General features: G+C 56.0%; 22 protein-coding genes and 1 pseudogene. 4 read left to right on the top strand and 19 right to left on the bottom strand.

Annotated features, from left to right (window positions below; translation table 11 throughout):
• Positions 1-31: 31 nt before the first annotated feature.
• Positions 32-1,486: a recombinase family protein gene (locus tag ACX4ZE_RS19395; RefSeq protein ID WP_480274884.1), complete on the top strand. Its 1,455-nt coding sequence runs from the start codon at positions 32-34 to the stop codon at positions 1,484-1,486.
• Positions 1,487-1,551: 65 nt separating this feature from the next.
• On the opposite strand, the gene ACX4ZE_RS19400 is transcribed toward ACX4ZE_RS19395, so the two are convergent.
• Entirely contained in the window at positions 1,552-1,788 is a 237-nt protein-coding gene (locus ACX4ZE_RS19400; protein ID WP_480274885.1) for a hypothetical protein, read from the bottom strand.
• 813 nt (positions 1,789-2,601) lie between these two features.
• On the opposite strand from ACX4ZE_RS19400, the gene ACX4ZE_RS19405 reads away from it, so the two are divergent.
• Positions 2,602-2,820 (top strand): hypothetical protein, encoded by a 219-nt coding sequence (locus tag ACX4ZE_RS19405; protein ID WP_480274886.1) that lies wholly within the window; start codon positions 2,602-2,604, stop codon positions 2,818-2,820.
• On the opposite strand, the gene ACX4ZE_RS19410 is transcribed toward ACX4ZE_RS19405, so the two are convergent.
• Together ACX4ZE_RS19410 and ACX4ZE_RS19415 are read right to left on the bottom strand one after the other, a co-directional pair.
• Positions 2,817-3,002 carry a hypothetical protein gene (locus ACX4ZE_RS19410; RefSeq protein ID WP_480274887.1) on the bottom strand — a complete coding sequence of 62 codons (186 nt, stop codon included), beginning with the start codon at positions 3,000-3,002 and terminating at the stop codon, positions 2,817-2,819. The two genes, ACX4ZE_RS19405 and ACX4ZE_RS19410, sit on opposite strands and share 4 nt — an antisense overlap.
• A complete protein-coding gene (locus ACX4ZE_RS19415) occupies positions 2,986-3,186 on the bottom strand; it encodes a hypothetical protein (protein WP_480274888.1) in 201 nt (66 codons plus the stop codon). Before ACX4ZE_RS19415 ends, ACX4ZE_RS19410 begins: the two co-directional genes overlap by 17 nt.
• A gap of 328 nt (positions 3,187-3,514) precedes the next feature.
• On the opposite strand from ACX4ZE_RS19415, the gene ACX4ZE_RS19420 reads away from it, so the two are divergent.
• On the top strand, positions 3,515-4,147 hold the full coding sequence (locus tag ACX4ZE_RS19420) for a helix-turn-helix transcriptional regulator (RefSeq protein WP_480274889.1): 633 nt from the start codon (positions 3,515-3,517) through the stop codon (positions 4,145-4,147).
• Positions 4,129-4,458: a divalent-cation tolerance protein CutA gene (cutA, locus tag ACX4ZE_RS19425; RefSeq protein ID WP_480274890.1), complete on the top strand. Its 330-nt coding sequence runs from the start codon at positions 4,129-4,131 to the stop codon at positions 4,456-4,458. Before ACX4ZE_RS19420 ends, cutA begins: the two co-directional genes overlap by 19 nt.
• Positions 4,459-4,748: 290 nt before the next feature.
• Here cutA and ACX4ZE_RS19430 read toward each other — a convergent pair whose 3' ends face one another.
• From ACX4ZE_RS19430 to ACX4ZE_RS19505, 16 genes and pseudogenes are all read right to left on the bottom strand, one after another.
• Complete coding sequence (locus tag ACX4ZE_RS19430) at positions 4,749-4,898, bottom strand: hypothetical protein (protein WP_480274891.1); 150 nt, start codon at positions 4,896-4,898, stop codon at positions 4,749-4,751.
• A gap of 262 nt (positions 4,899-5,160) precedes the next feature.
• Positions 5,161-5,424 (bottom strand): hypothetical protein, encoded by a 264-nt coding sequence (locus tag ACX4ZE_RS19435; RefSeq protein ID WP_480274892.1) that lies wholly within the window; start codon positions 5,422-5,424, stop codon positions 5,161-5,163.
• Between the two features lie 17 nt (positions 5,425-5,441).
• Entirely contained in the window at positions 5,442-5,582 is a 141-nt protein-coding gene (locus ACX4ZE_RS19440) for a hypothetical protein (RefSeq protein WP_480274893.1), read from the bottom strand.
• A 52-nt stretch (positions 5,583-5,634) separates the two neighbouring features.
• The gene (locus ACX4ZE_RS19445) at positions 5,635-5,967 is read right to left on the bottom strand and encodes a hypothetical protein (protein WP_480274894.1); all 333 of its coding nucleotides are present in this window, start codon (positions 5,965-5,967) and stop codon (positions 5,635-5,637) included.
• Entirely contained in the window at positions 5,968-7,824 is a 1,857-nt protein-coding gene (locus ACX4ZE_RS19450; RefSeq protein ID WP_480274895.1) for a DNA polymerase, read from the bottom strand.
• Between the two features lie 145 nt (positions 7,825-7,969).
• Entirely contained in the window at positions 7,970-8,644 is a 675-nt protein-coding gene (locus ACX4ZE_RS19455; protein WP_480274940.1) for a hypothetical protein, read from the bottom strand.
• A 114-nt stretch (positions 8,645-8,758) separates the two neighbouring features.
• Positions 8,759-8,962: pseudogene (locus tag ACX4ZE_RS19460) on the bottom strand (SLOG family protein); the annotation flags it as partial.
• Positions 8,963-9,223: 261 nt separating this feature from the next.
• Positions 9,224-11,284: a ribonucleoside-triphosphate reductase, adenosylcobalamin-dependent gene (nrdJ, locus tag ACX4ZE_RS19465; RefSeq protein WP_480274896.1), complete on the bottom strand. Its 2,061-nt coding sequence runs from the start codon at positions 11,282-11,284 to the stop codon at positions 9,224-9,226.
• 2 nt (positions 11,285-11,286) lie between these two features.
• Positions 11,287-11,481, bottom strand: a complete 195-nt coding sequence (locus tag ACX4ZE_RS19470) for a hypothetical protein (protein WP_480274897.1) — start codon at positions 11,479-11,481, stop codon at positions 11,287-11,289.
• Positions 11,471-12,310: a hypothetical protein gene (locus ACX4ZE_RS19475; RefSeq protein ID WP_480274898.1), complete on the bottom strand. Its 840-nt coding sequence runs from the start codon at positions 12,308-12,310 to the stop codon at positions 11,471-11,473. The genes ACX4ZE_RS19470 and ACX4ZE_RS19475 overlap by 11 nt, the downstream gene beginning before the upstream one ends.
• A 3-nt stretch (positions 12,311-12,313) precedes the next feature.
• Positions 12,314-13,087 (bottom strand): metallophosphoesterase, encoded by a 774-nt coding sequence (locus tag ACX4ZE_RS19480; RefSeq protein ID WP_480274899.1) that lies wholly within the window; start codon positions 13,085-13,087, stop codon positions 12,314-12,316.
• Positions 13,088-13,439: 352 nt separating this feature from the next.
• Positions 13,440-13,934 carry a hypothetical protein gene (locus ACX4ZE_RS19485; RefSeq protein ID WP_480274900.1) on the bottom strand — a complete coding sequence of 165 codons (495 nt, stop codon included), beginning with the start codon at positions 13,932-13,934 and terminating at the stop codon, positions 13,440-13,442.
• The gene (locus ACX4ZE_RS19490) at positions 13,922-14,200 is read right to left on the bottom strand and encodes a glutaredoxin domain-containing protein (RefSeq protein ID WP_480274901.1); all 279 of its coding nucleotides are present in this window, start codon (positions 14,198-14,200) and stop codon (positions 13,922-13,924) included. Before ACX4ZE_RS19490 ends, ACX4ZE_RS19485 begins: the two co-directional genes overlap by 13 nt.
• On the bottom strand, positions 14,197-14,775 hold the full coding sequence (locus ACX4ZE_RS19495) for a toprim domain-containing protein (RefSeq protein WP_480274941.1): 579 nt from the start codon (positions 14,773-14,775) through the stop codon (positions 14,197-14,199). The genes ACX4ZE_RS19490 and ACX4ZE_RS19495 overlap by 4 nt, the downstream gene beginning before the upstream one ends.
• Positions 14,684-15,094 carry a CHC2 zinc finger domain-containing protein gene (locus ACX4ZE_RS19500; RefSeq protein ID WP_480274902.1) on the bottom strand — a complete coding sequence of 137 codons (411 nt, stop codon included), beginning with the start codon at positions 15,092-15,094 and terminating at the stop codon, positions 14,684-14,686. The genes ACX4ZE_RS19495 and ACX4ZE_RS19500 overlap by 92 nt, the downstream gene beginning before the upstream one ends.
• Positions 15,084-15,416, bottom strand: a complete 333-nt coding sequence (locus tag ACX4ZE_RS19505; RefSeq protein WP_480274903.1) for a hypothetical protein — start codon at positions 15,414-15,416, stop codon at positions 15,084-15,086. Before ACX4ZE_RS19505 ends, ACX4ZE_RS19500 begins: the two co-directional genes overlap by 11 nt.
• Positions 15,417-15,547 lie beyond the last annotated feature (131 nt).

Genomic DNA, 15,547 nt, shown 5'->3' on the forward strand with positions numbered 1-15,547 from the left:
CGGGTGTCCTCTATCCTGTAAGTTGCGACCCATGGCAGAACATACACCGGGGCTGCGGGTACTAGGCAGACTACGGCTGAGCAGGGATACCGACGAGTCCACCTCGATCGAGCGCCAGAAAGACGCCATCACCCAGTGGGCGACGCAAGAGGGGCACACGGTCATAGGATGGGCCGAAGACGTTGACGTAAGCCGGTCCACAGACCCGTTCAACACCCCAGAGCTAGGCAGATGGTTTAAGCCGGATAAAGCTGGTGAATGGGACATTGTTGCGGCTTGGAAGCTCGACCGGCTAGCCACCGGAAGTATTTACTTGAATAAAGTCATGTCCTGGTGCTTCGAAAACAACAAATCGCTGGCGTCAACTACCGAGAGATTCGACCTGAGCACATGGGTGGGTAGGCTTATTGCCAACGTCATAGCTGGTGTCGCCGAGGGCGAATTAGAGGCGATTCGGGAACGCACCAGGGCGTCACGCGCAAAACTCTTGCAGCTTGGGCGGTGGCCCGGAGGGGCTGTGCCGTACTGGTGTGACAAGCACAAAGTCGACAATGGGTACAAGCTCCGCAATAACCTCGAACGATCCAATGTGGTCCTACGGGTGGTGTCTGATGTCATCTCGGGCAAGTCAGTAGGTGAAGTGGCCCACGACCTGAATTCCGAGGGCGTGCCATCTGCCACCGGGAAGGCTTGGTCATCCAAGGTTTTATGGCAGATTCTCACGAGCAAGACATTGCTTGGGTATGCCACTCATGAGGGTGTGACAATCCGAGACGCGGAGGGTAAGCCGGTGCTACTCGGGGACCCGTTGCTCACCTTCGAGCGATGGGAGGAATTACAACACGCGCTTGAGCAGCGGCGTAACCCGAACCGTAAACGTACCCGCAATCCATCTCGATTGTTGGGGGTGGCGAAGTGCTGGACCTGCGGGCTCAATTACTCGATTCGGGACCATGAAAAGAACGGGAATCGGTATCGGTACTACTGGTGCCGTGGGAGGCACCCCGGAGAGGGGCAACTGCCCGCCGGTTGGCTCGAGGAACTGCTGGCGGAGCAGTTCCTCGAGTCGGTGGGGCACCTAGAGGTGCTAGAGAAGGTGTACATCCCTGCTGAATCTCATGCAGCGGAATTGCAGGCCGCTCAGACGGCTATAGACGAACTAACGCCAATGCTGACCACTCTGAGTAGCAAGACGGCCCGCGCACGTGTCACAGCACAAATCGGGGCGCTTGATGCGCGTATCGCCGAGCTTGAAACACTGCCGGTGCGGGAAGCTGGGTACGAACTACGCAGCACAGGCGAGACGTACGCGGACGTGTGGGGGGCTTCCGAATGGCCGGAACGCCGGGAACTGCTCCTCCAATCCGGCATCACGATCAGAGCCAGGGTCACCGGCCGAGGTAAGCGGCCGGGGGAAAGTGGAGTGTTCCAATCTGAGCTGCTTGTGCCGCAGGAACTCAAAGAGAGAATGCAAGCCCTTAGCTAGCTGTGAACCTGGGCATGAAAAGACCCCCAGTGCCGGTAGGCACCGGGGGGTCGGTAAACCAGTCGTTACGCGGTCCTGATGTAGATAGCTAACCCGTAGTCAAGGATGATCTTGTGTGAGACGCCAGCGAGGATATCGGCTATGTAGATCACCACATGCGCGTATTCGGCGATCGGCTCCGGGTATGGGTTCGGGATCGTGTAGTGGTGTTCGGAGTGCTTGTTGCTGGTACGGCCGCTGTACCCCGCGCCGACTCGTTTACCGTCCACGGTGACGGTCAACTCCATCGGGTGGTTGAGCATTGACACCTCAGGGTCAAGGGACACGGCGACATACGAGAATTGAAGCCCTAGCTGGGTTGACAATATAGGTGTCAGCCAGGACCGGACTCCGCCCTCACCGTTGCTCACGAACTCGGGATCGGTGTGTCTCCCGATGGTGGTGGGGCTGCCCCATGCACTGTTGTTGATGGTGTCTGACATAAGCGTGGTGTCCTTCCGGGAAGTGGTGTGGATACCAGTCTCCCCTCCCGTGTGGACGGGAGGGGAGGTTAGGCGTGGATCAGTTACCCGATGTAGCAGGGGGCTGAGTACTCATCAGAGAGTGTCTGCCCCTCGTTATCTCCCGCCTTAAGCGTCATCTTCATCCGGTATGTGGTCTTTGCATCACTATCACATGAGGTAGACACGGGAACGGAGATGTTAGGGCGGCCCTGCTCGTACCCTTGCGATTCTGCCGTGTCGACCGTAGAGAAAAGCACCGCATGATGCTTCCGTTGCAGCTCGATAGTGATCTTGTGCGGGTGCCAGCCGGTTCCGCCACAGATGCTAGTGACACCCCACTCAAGAAACCCGTTGACCTCCCGGATTTGATGCCAGGACCCGACACAGCCGCCGGTGTCGGCGGCGGACGCGGGTGCAGTGGGCAGCATCGTGGCTGCGATGCCGATGATGCCAGCCGCGAGGATCTTCCGGGGGACTGTAATAGTACGCATGACGAATGTCCTTTGCGTTGAAGGGATTTCGGAGGAGCCCGGCCGGACCACTCCAGTATGTACCATCATGTCTCATTTGTCCAATAGTGGTACATAAGTCGTGTTGTGGCATGATCAGCTCATGGCCGTCGATACCGATTTGTGGGACACGCTTCCCGGAGCGATCCGCGAAGCTAACGCCGCTCAGCAGCGGCTTGATGACATCGTGGCCGCACTGCTGGACCGACGACGGCGGGGGGACATAGACCGACTTGCCGCGCTACTCGGAGTTGACCGTAAAACAGTCTCTCGCTGGGCGCAGGACCTGGATGAGGGGATCTGGCCCCCTCGCAGGCGCTAGTACTCGCGTGCGCTGTCCGGTCGCATCTTTCCCGCCTTGATGAGCGTCAGCCTCGCTTCGGCTTTACGTGGACAGTCCACTACACGGCACATGATGTGCTGCTGCATAGTCGCATGAGCTTCGGGCACGGTGAACGGATGCTGTGGCGCTCGATGTGTCTCGCCGTCAATCCAATACGTCATCGTGCCCTCCAGCGCGTAATCCGGTCTCCGCGATGACATCCGCGCCCCGTGCTGCGAGCATCTGAGCCCACGAAAACCCGTCCCCCACATGTCCGTCCGCGTAGACGAAGCTCCATGTTTCGTCGTCACGCTGGAGCCACGCCACAGGGACGTCGATATCAGTATCCGGTGCATCATCAGGCATGCTCCGCAGTGCGGCAGCGAGCGCTTGAGCAGCGGCGTATGTCAGTGACACAGTTGACCCTCTCGCGCGTAGTACCTGTCCAGCGCGACCGCGATCCGGATAGCCCGTGTGTAGGACATCTGTGGATGTGGGTGTTCTGGACGCAACGGTGGCCTCGGAATGCGTTGCGGTAGCTGGTGTCTCACTGTGGATCTCCCCTGGTCTGCGCTTGGTGCCGCTTCATCATGCATCACCTTAGGCGTAATCGTCTAGATATTGAGATAAGTCTGCGACATTAGCGTGGGTACTCTCTCTATGCAGCAGAGGACTAGAGAGAGGACCCGAACCCGTGAGTACGACCGGGGAAACCATCCGCAGACGCCGGGCAGCGCTGGGGCTGTCACAGGCTGATCTAGGCAAACGGGTCAGTGAGAGCCAAGAGGCGATATCGCGCTGGGAGCGCGGCCCGGCCGAGCCATCGCTAACCACCGGCGTACTGCTGGCTCGGGTCCTCGGAGTGTCCGTGACAGAGCTGGCCGGGTTGGCACCGCACGAGCTGGATCTGTCCGGGGATTGGTGGGCTGCCTGGCAGACGGTCAAAGACGACACCCCGCGTGTCGACATCCATACGCTAGAGATCACACAAAACGGCGATTTTTTAGAGCTGTACGGCGATAGGGCGCGGTCTGTCGAGGACGGCTCCTATGCGTGGCGCGGCGAAATGCGGATCTGGGAGCATGAGGTGTTGATGGGCTGGTATATCGCCGATGATGGTGCAGTCCGATCAAAAGGCACCATGCACATGACACTGCACCCGCACGGGGCACATATGATCGGTGGATGGGTCGGGCTGTCTCATCAAGCGCCAGTGGTGCGCGGGTGGGCTGCGATCGCTCGTGACCGTGCCCTGCTCGAGAATCTGATGCGGGACATCGGAGCCCAGAGTGATAGAGACTGGATCACATGGTCGAGCACGAGATAGTAGCTGTCACAGTCACCGCCGAGAGTGCCGAGTGGCTAGCTGGATTCGTACGCCAGCTCATAGCAGACAGGTTAGCCGCGTGTGGCAACCTCGTCCCTGCTGTGCGGTCGCTGTACCGCTGGGAGGGCGCGATACAGGATGACGCAGAAGCGCTCGCGATCCTGCATACGCGAAACGTATTGGTATCCCGGATCATCGAGCGCGCAGATCGGGATCATCCGTACGACGTACCGCAGGTGATCGCGCTACCTGTGGTCGGTGCTGGTCCGGCGTATCTGCAATGGGTGCTAGACGAGACCGAGCCGACGTAATACACGTGTGAGGCGTGATGCCACCTCATTGCACAACAGGGGTTGTGGTCGGCGGACCGACCGGCTAGGGTAGTCCTCGCTCCATCCCCTTCGGAGCACTTCCCCGCGCTAGCAGGGATGGCCCACCTTGATGTATGGGCAACATGTTGGCCCCGCTCCTGCGGGGATGGTCCTAGTTAGGTCGAGGACTAATAGTAGGCCCCGCTCCTGCGGGGACGAGAAAGCCCCCTGGCTAGGTTCCAGGGGGCTTTCGTTTCTGCTACTTCTGGGCTTGCACTCTATCCGTGGGACTAGACGGATTCGAGGTCTACGCCGTAGGTGGCGAGATCCGCGATCTTATCCGATAAGCCACCTGCGCAGCTCACCATTACTTCCTTCGCTTCCGCACGGTCTTCCCGGTCGGCATCCCCAGCAATCCAAACGTCGATATATTCGTCCATCGTCTTTCGCAATAGCATCAAGAACCTGCTGGGTCATACGTGGCATTATTGCGCACCTCTCGCATTGATTGAATCAACCCCGAATGGGGTGAGTTGAAACTAATACGGGTATTGCCTGTTTGTCAAGTCCGATAATTGATCAGGGCAAATAGACCAGGGAATGAAAAACCCCCGGCCGACAGAAAAGGATCTGCCAACACGGGGGTGGTGTGTCGGAACGACATGCGGGTCTATTTAATCCGACCTGCGGAGCATATCACAATCACGACTGTCGCTCAGTAACACCGGTCAGTACCGAAGCGCCGACCGCGCCATAAGGCACCATGTATTGTTCAAACGCTTCACCGCTCAGTCGTACCCTTACCAGGGAATCCTCCAGAGACTCGATGGTGAAAATATCCGCAACAGACTCACCGTGTCCGGGGAGAGTGCAGCAGCCACACCCTGAGTCCGGGATCTCTACTTCAACGTCTCCTACTTTGTCCTCTGCGGCTTGCAACAGATTAATTAGCTCGTTGATCTTCATCTCAGTCTCCTTTATTGCTAAAGTCGCCTCGCCTCCTTCAGCCTCTTCAGTGTTTCCTCCGGGGGCTCAACGGTGATAGTGTATACGGGCTCTACCTCAACATTCCCTATAACACCCCTTGCTGTCTCCAACACCTCGATAAGCTCGCTGAGCTTCATGCTTCCTCTCCTGGGCTAGAAATCGTTAAAATAAGTGTCCCAGTCCGGGCGGCTAGTCTGCTTCATATTCCTTTACCCGCTCGTTCAGACGGGATACTTCTCCCTCCAGCAGAAAAACCTTGCGCTTAAGTACATCGGAGGCTGTGTCTGCCGCCTCCGCAGCGTCGAACGCTGCTTTGGCGCGGAAGATAATCTCGGGTAAGAGTTCGTGTACGGCGAGAATGAAATCTGCGACTTCATCATCGGCTGTGTCAGCCACCCGCCGGGGACCGATACCCTCTCCCGCAAGCGCGTCATACAAAACAAGCCCGCTCTTGGACCATTCCCCTCGCGTGGCTCGTTCCCTCATTTTGGTGAGCATATCGAAGAACTCTTCGTCGTCCACTTACGCGGCCTGCTTTCTATACGGTAATAGATACGGGTCAGTGATTTCAGGCAAGTCCTCTTCTTTGACGTACAGCGACCCCCATGAGTAGCCTTTGACCTCCGGGTCGGTGTCGATAAGCACCTCTCCCATCTGCTCCGCCATGATCCGACCTATTTCCCTGGCGCCCCATTCCGCATGTGCTTGCGGGAGCGATGCCAGTACTTCGTCATGGATCGGTAGTCGTAGATATGGTGTGAATCCTGCTTCGTGCAGACGTACAAGCGCTCTGCATGTAACGTCACGTGACGTTGACTGGATAAGGTAATTCAGTGCGGAGTATGCGCGGGTTGGGTCGACCGGTAGCCTACGGCCGGTCTTCGTATAGATACATCCGTTGCGTATAGCCTCCCGTTGAAGTCGTTTAGACAAATCGGCTACGCGAGGGTACGCAGCATCGAAGGCGTCAATAACGGTTTTCGCGGTTCCCCGATCCAAACCGGTTTGTTGGGACACCGTACCTACTCCGCCGCCGTAAACCCTGCCGAAGTTCACGGTTTTAGCGTAGCCGCGCTGCTCTTTCGTGAAGCTGTCGCCGAACGCTGCGGCGGCAGTCATCGCATGAAGATCCTTGTTTCGGCGGAACGCTTCGGTCATAGCCTCATCCCCCGACAAAGCTGCGAGCACCCTAAGCTCTTGCGCTTTGTAGTCGATCGAGGCCATCAAATGGCCTTCGTCCGCGATGAAGCAGCGGCGGATCAGGTAATCCTTGGACGGTAGCGTCTGAGCCGGAATGCCCGTAATGCTCATCCGGGCTGTGCGAGCACGCAAAGCGTTAATATGTGCGTGACACCGGTCCCCGGTATCCCGGTTAGCGAGGAATCCGTCTACCCATGTTTTTCGCCATTTCTTAGCTTTCTTGGCCTCGACTACCGCCTCAGCGAACGTATCCCCTTTGGCTACCAGTGAGGCTAGGAGTTCGTTGTCGACTCGGCGTTTACCGGTGGGTGTTCTTCCGTGGATGATGACACCACGGGATTCGAGGACATCAGCTACCTGGTCGGTCGAGTTAACGCTCTCGCAACCGTATTCAGCAGCGATATCGGTAAACCGATCTTGCCGTTGCTTCAGCGTTTCCGAAAGCCGCTTCGTGTAGTCGACATCCAGAAGGAAGCCTGTACGCTCCATATACGAACAAACTTCTGCTACCCGATGCTCGAACCCGATCAACGGTTTTGACCTGGCAGGGACCAAACCAGACAGCTTCTCGTACAACCTGTACGCGAGTATCGCGTCCATCCCCGCGTACAACTGATATTCCGGGTCATCAGACGGTACTAACGCCCAGATTTTACTTTTCGTAGTCTTGTATGTCATCGCTAGATCCCGCATTAGTGTCTTCACAGAGTCTGCGACACCAGTGTCTATGTAGTGTCTCGTCACATCCTCCAGCGAATGACCAATGCCGCCTTCGTCCCTGCCCCTCGGGTCCACCAGGTGAGCCAAGATCCGGGTATCGGTGATCTTCGGCCACATATCCTCCATAGGGACACCTAGAGTCCGCTCGAGCACCTGCAAGTCGTATGAAGCGTTGTGCACGATAAACCGGTCGACCCCTAGGAGCGCTAACCGTACATCCTCCTCAAACCGTGGACCGAACTCGGGGAAGGCTACAAACGCTGTAGTCCCCGTACCGAACTGCACCGTCCGCAGCCTAAAATCCGCGCCGTAGATGTTGAGCCCTGTGGTTTCGGTGTCGAGACCGAGCAGACCTAGGTTGCCCCGGATAAAGTTGCGGAAAGCCTCTAGGTCGTCTTCGTGTGTCACTACGTTGATTTCTACCGGCGTCCCGGCAACTTTATCCCGGTGCTGGATCATGTCAGTTCTCGAACACCAACGCCTTTTCCATAGACGGCGGTAATCTGCTCAGACAGAGAATGGATGTCCATTTGGGTATCTTCCTTGTTAGGTCTAACCCTGTCGGGGCCGAAGCCCCGACAGGTGTTTTTGTCAAGTCAGCGTGCTACTTAACGTATTGGGCTTTGCACTGCTCACTGCGCTTAGGTTCCGGGCAAGCAAAGAGCTTGTAGGCGTTCCCTTGCTGCGAAATACCCGACTTGTATTGCATTCTCCCGTGCTCGCAATAGCGCTTTTCCCCGTTAGGTGCCTCCTGATAATCAGGCTTCTTGTTCTGAGAATCCCCTCCCCCGGATGATGCTCGGACAGCAGGCTTAGCGCTGGTGAACTGGCTAGCGAAGTACTCGCCCGCCCTAGCTGCTTGCTGCATCAGTGCAGCTAGCTCGATGCTAGCCTCATCCTTGAACTCTGCGAGCAGCTCGGCCACCGTAGCGGCCCGCAGCACGATCCATGGTGCGTCGTAACCGGGGCCTGCTTTCAACGTGACCGAGTGTGGATACCCGCCATCGTCCTCTGTGTCTTTTTCCTCATCCGCAGTAACCACCTTCTTAGTGACAGCCTTCCTAACCAGCTTCTTAGGTGCCTCTACAGGTGGATCTTGGAAAGTGTCTTCTACTTCCGGTGCGTTAGCGGTCTGGGCTTCGTCGTCATCAGGAGCCGACGCAAACGGATCAACGGTCAATTCAGATATTCCTTTCGATTGTTCCCCACTTTGTGCGGGTTTAGAGTTTATTGATTCGAAATCAATTACGGGGATGCCTGCCGCCTCGGCAGCTTTCATGCACTGCCGAGTACCTGGAGACTCCCCGACTGGGAAAGCTAGACAAACATCCGCCCCTGCGGAAACCATTTCGTTGTTCCGAATCGGACCAGCGGTTTTGCCATATTTGTCCCAGTCTGCTGGGTAGCGTCTCTCGGTTACTCCTTCGTCTCGCATCGCTTCGCACCATTCACGGGCGAAACGATCGGCACCTGTAGGACAGTCACCGTGAACGACGGTGAGACTATCCATGGAATGGGCGTATTGCTCGTTTAGCGCTGACCAAACCAGTTCCTGATCAGTTAGATATCGGGAGCCGGTGACGATTACTGTTCGCATAAGTTAATCTGTCAGTGCCCGAATAAGCGTGGCGAAATCGCCCCCGAATATATATGTACGTCTGCAACCTTCCGAGTCGGTGTAATCAACGTCCACGACAGTCTGCTCATACGAGCAGGTCTCACAAAAGCCTAGATCCTCCGTACTCTCGTGGAATCCGGTTACGGCTACAACATCCAGATAAGTCGACTTTCTCATGTATCCCACTACTGCGTTGAGAAATTCATCTGAATAAACCTGCAAGGCTTTCTTAACCCCCGTCTATCGGATCGGGCACGCTCCCGAAGCGCAGTCTTCGTCTACTCCATCCGCTACTGTCTTATTGGCAGATGATTCATATTCTTCTTTTGTAATCCGCTCGTATGGCGCTTGTTGCATAGAAGACGCAGGGAAGATAGTCGCGCCTTTAAGCCGACCACTGAACCGCTTAATCACGGACGCTATCTCTTCAGCGGTATAATCTTCTGGGTCCAAGTTAGCCGTGAACGAAACAGCATTATCCGCCCAATAAGTTTGGTAAAGCGCCTGCATATTCAGCATTTGGGCTAACGAAAGATCGTTGGCATCCTCAACCACATATCTGGGTACGGATTCTCCGAAGCGGTCCGCTACCTCCTGCATCAGGATGTCCTTGGTTGGGATCGAGACAACTACTGTGTTATCAGCGTAAAGATCATCCTCAAGGCTGCAACCCAGCGCCTCTAGGTCCCGTACAGTTTGCATCTGAGACTCGTCTAGTTTCGAGAATCGGATACGCCGGATAAAATATTTGTGGATAATTGGGTGTATACCCTCAGATACTCCAGGCATTTTCGCGATAGTGCCGGTTGGTGCCACAGTGCGAGTCTTGACCGGAACCGGAATACGGAACTCCCGCGCGTACTCCAGCGCTTCCATATCTACCACGTGTGCCCACTGCATTAATTCATCGGAGAACATGTCACCGGAATCCGTAATCTCGTCCCCTGCAATAGAATATTTGACCCCTCGCATAGCCAGGAACGAAGCCACCCCAAGATGACCAATACCAATTCGTCGGTTTCTGTCGAGAACCGCTCGTGACTTAGGATCAGACACCGGAGCAAAAGTTGCCCGGATAAGGAAACGAGTCATGAGCCTATGCGCAAGCTCTAGCTCGTCATAGTCCACCCCGCCTCTATCATCCACGAAGGCTGCTAGGTTTACATGCCCGAGATTGCAGGGCTCCCAGGGCTCTAGCGGGATCTCTCCACAAGGATTAGTGCAAACCACCCTGTTCGGCTCACCCCAATTAGAATAGCTGGAGTCCCAGAATCCAGGCTCGCCATTCCTGAGCATCCCATTAGAGATAGCCTCGAGTACTAAGTGTGCGTGCGCCTGCTTAAGGTCGACGTTGAAGCCACGCGATTCGTCACACTCACGTATCGCTTTCCAAAAATCGGAATCAACTTCTACGCTGATATTGGTTGTCCAGTGACTACCCGAATTCTGCTTGATATTGATGAACTCAAGTATCTGTCGGTCATGCCAAGCCATCATTGCCATGCGAGCGGACCGGCGGACACCTCCGGAGACAACACACTCAGCTAGAGCGTGGTCTATCTCCATCGCTGTGATTCCGTCTAGCTGCTCGCCAGCGCGGTTAGACAGGATCTCGCAGACCTCTTTAAGCATCTTCGCCACCGATGCCGGGCCGGAAGCCGTCCCCCCGAAGGTCTTGAGCCGTGACCCGGCAGGGCGAACCCTGCTCACGTCGTACACCCGATGAAAATGCACAACATCGCTGCAGTAGTGCGTCTTGATCAGATCAACGAGGGCCGCTGCCCATCCTTCGCGGGAGTCTTCTACCTCGAAGCTGCCGGGCCAGTCCGAGTCGTATCGGTCAGAGAGAAGTCCGGCGCCCCGCATTTCCTCATAGTCCGGGTGGTCAGGATCGCACACGATTTGGACGCGCAGCGGGAGCTGTACCGGCCCGTAGTCGACTAGGTGGCGGTTCGAATAGTTAGCCCCGACTCCTCCGCCCTCCATGAGGCGGAGGAATGTAAACTCGAAATGATCCCATGGGTTTTCGGTCCAATGACTAACCCAGCAATTGAAAAGGTGCTGAGCGCCTTTAACCCCGGATGCCCAGAGATGCCTACCGGCAGGAATGATCTTAAACTCATCCATCATCTCAACGAGCTGCTCACGCTCGTGCGCGGCGTGATATCTGGGCTCTACAAGCGCCAGGTTGCCGTCTACTACGCGGCGGACTGTTTCCGGCCACGTTTCCTTACTACCATCCGGTTTGGTCCGCGAGTAGGTGCGGTTGTAAATAAATTCTCCGGTTTCAGTAAACTGCAAGTTCAGTCCTTCTTTTCCTGGGAGGTGGTGATGTTATCTATGATCAGGATTCCGAGGCACATCAGGATCGGTGACCAGATCCACCACAAAGACCAGTCGATAAAACCCCCGAGTCTGAGAATCGACAGCGTGATAACCACGATCCACATGATTGATCCCAGACGCTTACCAATTTCTTCAGCGGTCTTACTTGACATATTCACCTCCGCAATAAATAATCAGGTCTTCCTCGGGCCAGTTACTAAGCACTGGTTGCGGTTCCTCACCTAGCTCGGGGAAAACCCATGTCCGATACATGCTCATCCCGCCGTTGAACACGGCTTCGAAAACGCTCGGGGGCTGAGCCACCTGACCTTTTACCTGCTTTACCGGTACTCCTGGACCGGTATCCGTCAGGTATTCGTCACGCTCGGTAGGGCGATTCATCAGCGACAACGCAATATCAGCAGTCGGATCGGATGTGTCACCTACAGCCCGGCGAGTCTCGGGGTACACAGCAGCCTTAGAGCCGGGGCCGGTGTCTGCGCCCGCTGAGGTCAGCACTATGAGGTTAACCTCTTCGGCGAGTGCTCTATGGGCGCGTGTCAGTGCGTTATCGTCGGCTTTGGTCTCAGGGGTGATGCCATCCTCGTATCGTGCACTGAGTATCTCGACATATCGGGGGTTTCGGCGCTCCAGCTCTTGAATAGCTCTCGGCAGAATCCTGGACAGATACCGGTTTGTCGACTCCCCTTTTAGGGCATCTTTGACTGATTCCGAGGAGTACAACGCCCGGCCGTTGAATGAGTCACTTCTGAGAGTAGCTCTACTTAGGATCTGAAGCGCGGTGCGCTTCGCCACCTGGACCGCCTTCTCGGGAGACATCTCCCTTAGCATCTCCTGACGCGACGGACGTTCTAGATACCACACCCACAGCTCTTGAACCAGCTCCGGTTTATCTAGTGGCGGTTCAGCCCATTCATACAAAGCCTTAGCGGCAGCTTTGCAGAAGACCTCCTCCACGTTTTTAGTTTTATCCTTTGTCAAGTATTAGACCTTCCAAACATGCCCATCCACCAAGAACTTCCCCGCAGTGATCGGAACAACCTCGGGTTTCACCGACTTACCATCTACCGTGAGCATCCCAAACCCCCGCTGCCAATTACCCGTGCCGCCCTTGAGGTATCCCGCTTTCGTCATGTCCATCAGGTTGCCGACCTCCATCCCGGTGACAACCCGCTCGTGCTTTTTATCGCCACCGCGCCCGTGGGTGTATGAGCCGATACCTGCGCGGTGCGTGTGTCCTATAACCACTGATACGCCCATCTTCTTAGCGGCGTTGAGCGCGGTGTTCCCCGCGATTTGTGACAGCTTGATTCCTCCAAGGTGCCCGTGAGTGGTGATCCATCCAGGCGCTACGTCGTACGTTTCCGGTACCCGCTCGACGCCGAACCCGTTGAAGTCGAGCAGGTTTTCAATGCGGAAAGCATCCGCTTCCGCGAGCGCTGGCGCATACTTCGCCAGATACGTCCGTGGACGCTCATCGTGGTTGCCTTCGTGCATCAGCACCCTGCCGTCGTATACGTCGCGCAACGGGCCTAGCAGGACCTTTTTCGCCGCCTCCGAGTCCGCGAATACCGAGCCCTCGTACTCGGCTGCCGATCCTCGCGACCACCGCGAGGGTTGCGGGTAGTCCATGACATCCCCGATGTGGATTACCTCATCAGGCTGAAATTCCCCGATGAACCTGATAACCGCCTTGAGTAGCGGCCGGTCGTCGTAGGGGATTTGGGTGTCTGGGAGGATAACGATTCGTTTTGTCAAATATCCCCCAAATGGACTTCCTGGTCGGCCTTCTTAACGGATATACCCCAGGTAACCCCGATATCCTGATAGCTCTGCGCCGTGCGAGCCCAGTTAACCACCTCGTATGGTAAATCGAATCCCAAAAGTGAGTTGAGACGGCGGAAGCTCATAGAGACAGGCCTATGAAGGATCATCGGAGAGACCCCTACGTCGACAAGAGCACACCCGATAAGGCATGACCCTTGAAGGCCTCCGCGCTCCTCGTCCGACTCAACGTATACGCAATCACCATCCACCAGCCTATAAACTTTGTCCGGGTTAGCCGCTGCTTGTGCCCGTACTGCTTCTACGAATGCTTTAGCATCAATCTTCATTCCAATACCTCCGTGAATGGCCCGTACAGCGCGTTAACTTCTGTGCTGTTCATATGACGCCACATCCTTCTCTTCAGTTTCTCCCGGATTTGGTACCTACCCTCGTGGGACTGAAAATAGTTCCCCCATTCATCCTTGACTTCCACCCCAGGAGGGACATCCTCAAGCATCCACCACATACGCGGCTCCACCTGCTTAGGCAGGGGCTCATCACGCAATAGCGTTGCGAGTTTATCGGCGGCGTATTCAGCTGCCGGATCGTGTCTACTTATTCCGATCCGGTGCATCTCCCGAAGCACAAACCACAACGCCTTAGGTAGGTCATCCGCAGAGTCAGATTTATTCCGGCCATCGAGGCGGCATGAACGCCCGATATACTGCACGGCTTGTGCAGCATTAGGTGTCAGGTTCTCCGAGATGTCGATTAGTTGCGTACCGTTAGAAAACTCTCGGTAATGCTTAGGGTTAACTCTGTCACTCAATGCAGCCACGTCCCTTCTCCGTAGGTGGTGGGGGCCGAGTACATCTCGATAAGCGCGTCTACCCGATCACGCTGGTATCCGATAATCGGCTCAACCTCGTGGTCGTCCACCTCGATCACGGGGACACGCTTAGCCCCTAGTGTCTCGGTCACGTATTCCGCCATTCCTGGATTCTCATCCAGGTTGAACTCCGTAAAGCCCAGGCCCGCACTGGTTAGTTTTCGTTTGACCGTGCCGCAGTCTGGGCAGTCCGATTCTGTGTAAACCAGAATCACAATCCGATCCTCTCTAAATACTTAGCTTTGCCGTGCTTGATTACATACGAGTTGATGTCTTCCCCGTCTGGCATGGCGATTGTTCGCGCGTTGGGTAGTTGCCCGGAGATACCCTCTGCGAACCGGTATCCGGCGTCGTCGCCGTCGTGCGGGATAATGACCTCGCGGTAACCCAGGAACAATTCCCGGAAATACGGCTTCCACGTTTGTGCGCCGGGCACGCCGACTGTAGGTATCCCGCATACCTGGGATGTGATCGCGTCTATCTCTCCCTCAGCTAGGACCACTCGTGGACTGTTCACCAGCAGGGCGTTGGTGTTGTATAGCCATGGGGTATCGCTCTTGGTGGATGCGTACTTGCCGTGGTACGGGATCTCCTTGCAGTCGTGGTCTCGGATACACCGGAACCTCAGCGCGACGACTAGCCACCCGAACTCGTGGGACCAGCGGAGATAAGGTATAGCTATCGCACCCTGGTACTTCTCATGCCCAGGGAGTGGATCGGCGACGAAGCCCAATCGGAACCGGTTGACCTCCTCGCGGATACTTGGGGCGGTCAGACCTCGAGTCGCCAAATACTCTTCGCCGGCCGATCCGGTCAGAGCCGACACGTATAAGTTGGTTGCTTCCCGGAGAAAGCTCCGCTGTGAGTCGACATGCGTCCGCATAATTCACCTCCTCGAATCTCATCAGCAACCCGATCGCGTCCCCTTTCACCGGGCAGGCGAAGCAATGAAACGCATTGTGGACATATGACACCGATGCACTAGGCGAGTTGTCTCCATGGAATGGGCACAGGCACGAGATCCACTCACCCCGAGTAGGCTTAGGTGGCTCCCATTCTGGGTGGTATCGGCGGATCACCCGCACAATCAGTGAGCCGTCAGGCTGCATCCTGCTCTTTCGGATTAACTACTTCATAGCCCGCGTTGTTCAATACACGCGCATGGTCGAGAACCCCTTGTTCGGGGCCTTCCAGCTCCAGCCATGAGGTTACCTCTCCAGATTCATCACACCCGAAGATATAGGTCTCTTCCTGGTCAGAGAGAAACCTCCCGGAAATCAGGGGCAGAGTCACAGCGGAAACGACAACGTACTCGGTATAGACACCCTCCTCTACGTGGATCGGCTCGCTCAGCTTGTATAACCTAGCGTCCCCCTTCCATGCGCCCTTAGGCTTCCCAACAAACGTTGCTGTTTTATCAGGGATGTTCAAGTGCTAGCCTTTTCTTTTTCTGGTATCTGTTGCGGGATTCCACAGCTTTACATGTTTTGCACTCTTTAGCGCCGGGTCGGGAGGGGCGGGTGTATGTGTTTTCTGCGGTCATCTTGTGGCCGTTGATACAG

It is taken from the genome of Nocardia sp. TBRC8007, from assembly GCF_056629435.1.

Excerpts from the sequence above, each read along its gene's own strand:
- ACX4ZE_RS19410 (WP_480274887.1), bottom strand. The coding sequence starts at position 3,002 with ATGACGTATTGGATTGACGGCGAGACACATCGAGCGCCACAGCATCCG.
- ACX4ZE_RS19400 (WP_480274885.1), bottom strand. The coding sequence starts at position 1,788 with ATGCTCAACCACCCGATGGAGTTGACCGTCACCGTGGACGGTAAACGA.
- ACX4ZE_RS19470 (WP_480274897.1), bottom strand. The coding sequence starts at position 11,481 with ATGTCAAGTAAGACCGCTGAAGAAATTGGTAAGCGTCTGGGATCAATC.
- ACX4ZE_RS19405 (WP_480274886.1), top strand. The coding sequence starts at position 2,602 with ATGGCCGTCGATACCGATTTGTGGGACACGCTTCCCGGAGCGATCCGC.
- ACX4ZE_RS19435 (WP_480274892.1), bottom strand. The coding sequence starts at position 5,424 with ATGAAGATCAACGAGCTAATTAATCTGTTGCAAGCCGCAGAGGACAAA.
- ACX4ZE_RS19395 (WP_480274884.1), top strand. The coding sequence starts at position 32 with ATGGCAGAACATACACCGGGGCTGCGGGTACTAGGCAGACTACGGCTG.
- ACX4ZE_RS19430 (WP_480274891.1), bottom strand. The coding sequence starts at position 4,898 with ATGGACGAATATATCGACGTTTGGATTGCTGGGGATGCCGACCGGGAA.
- ACX4ZE_RS19500 (WP_480274902.1), bottom strand. The coding sequence starts at position 15,094 with ATGCAGCCTGACGGCTCACTGATTGTGCGGGTGATCCGCCGATACCAC.
- cutA (WP_480274890.1), top strand. The coding sequence starts at position 4,129 with ATGGTCGAGCACGAGATAGTAGCTGTCACAGTCACCGCCGAGAGTGCC.
- ACX4ZE_RS19415 (WP_480274888.1), bottom strand. The coding sequence starts at position 3,186 with ATGCCTGATGATGCACCGGATACTGATATCGACGTCCCTGTGGCGTGG.
- ACX4ZE_RS19440 (WP_480274893.1), bottom strand. The coding sequence starts at position 5,582 with ATGAAGCTCAGCGAGCTTATCGAGGTGTTGGAGACAGCAAGGGGTGTT.
- ACX4ZE_RS19450 (WP_480274895.1), bottom strand. The coding sequence starts at position 7,824 with ATGATCCAGCACCGGGATAAAGTTGCCGGGACGCCGGTAGAAATCAAC.
- ACX4ZE_RS19455 (WP_480274940.1), bottom strand. The coding sequence starts at position 8,644 with ATGAAAGCTGCCGAGGCGGCAGGCATCCCCGTAATTGATTTCGAATCA.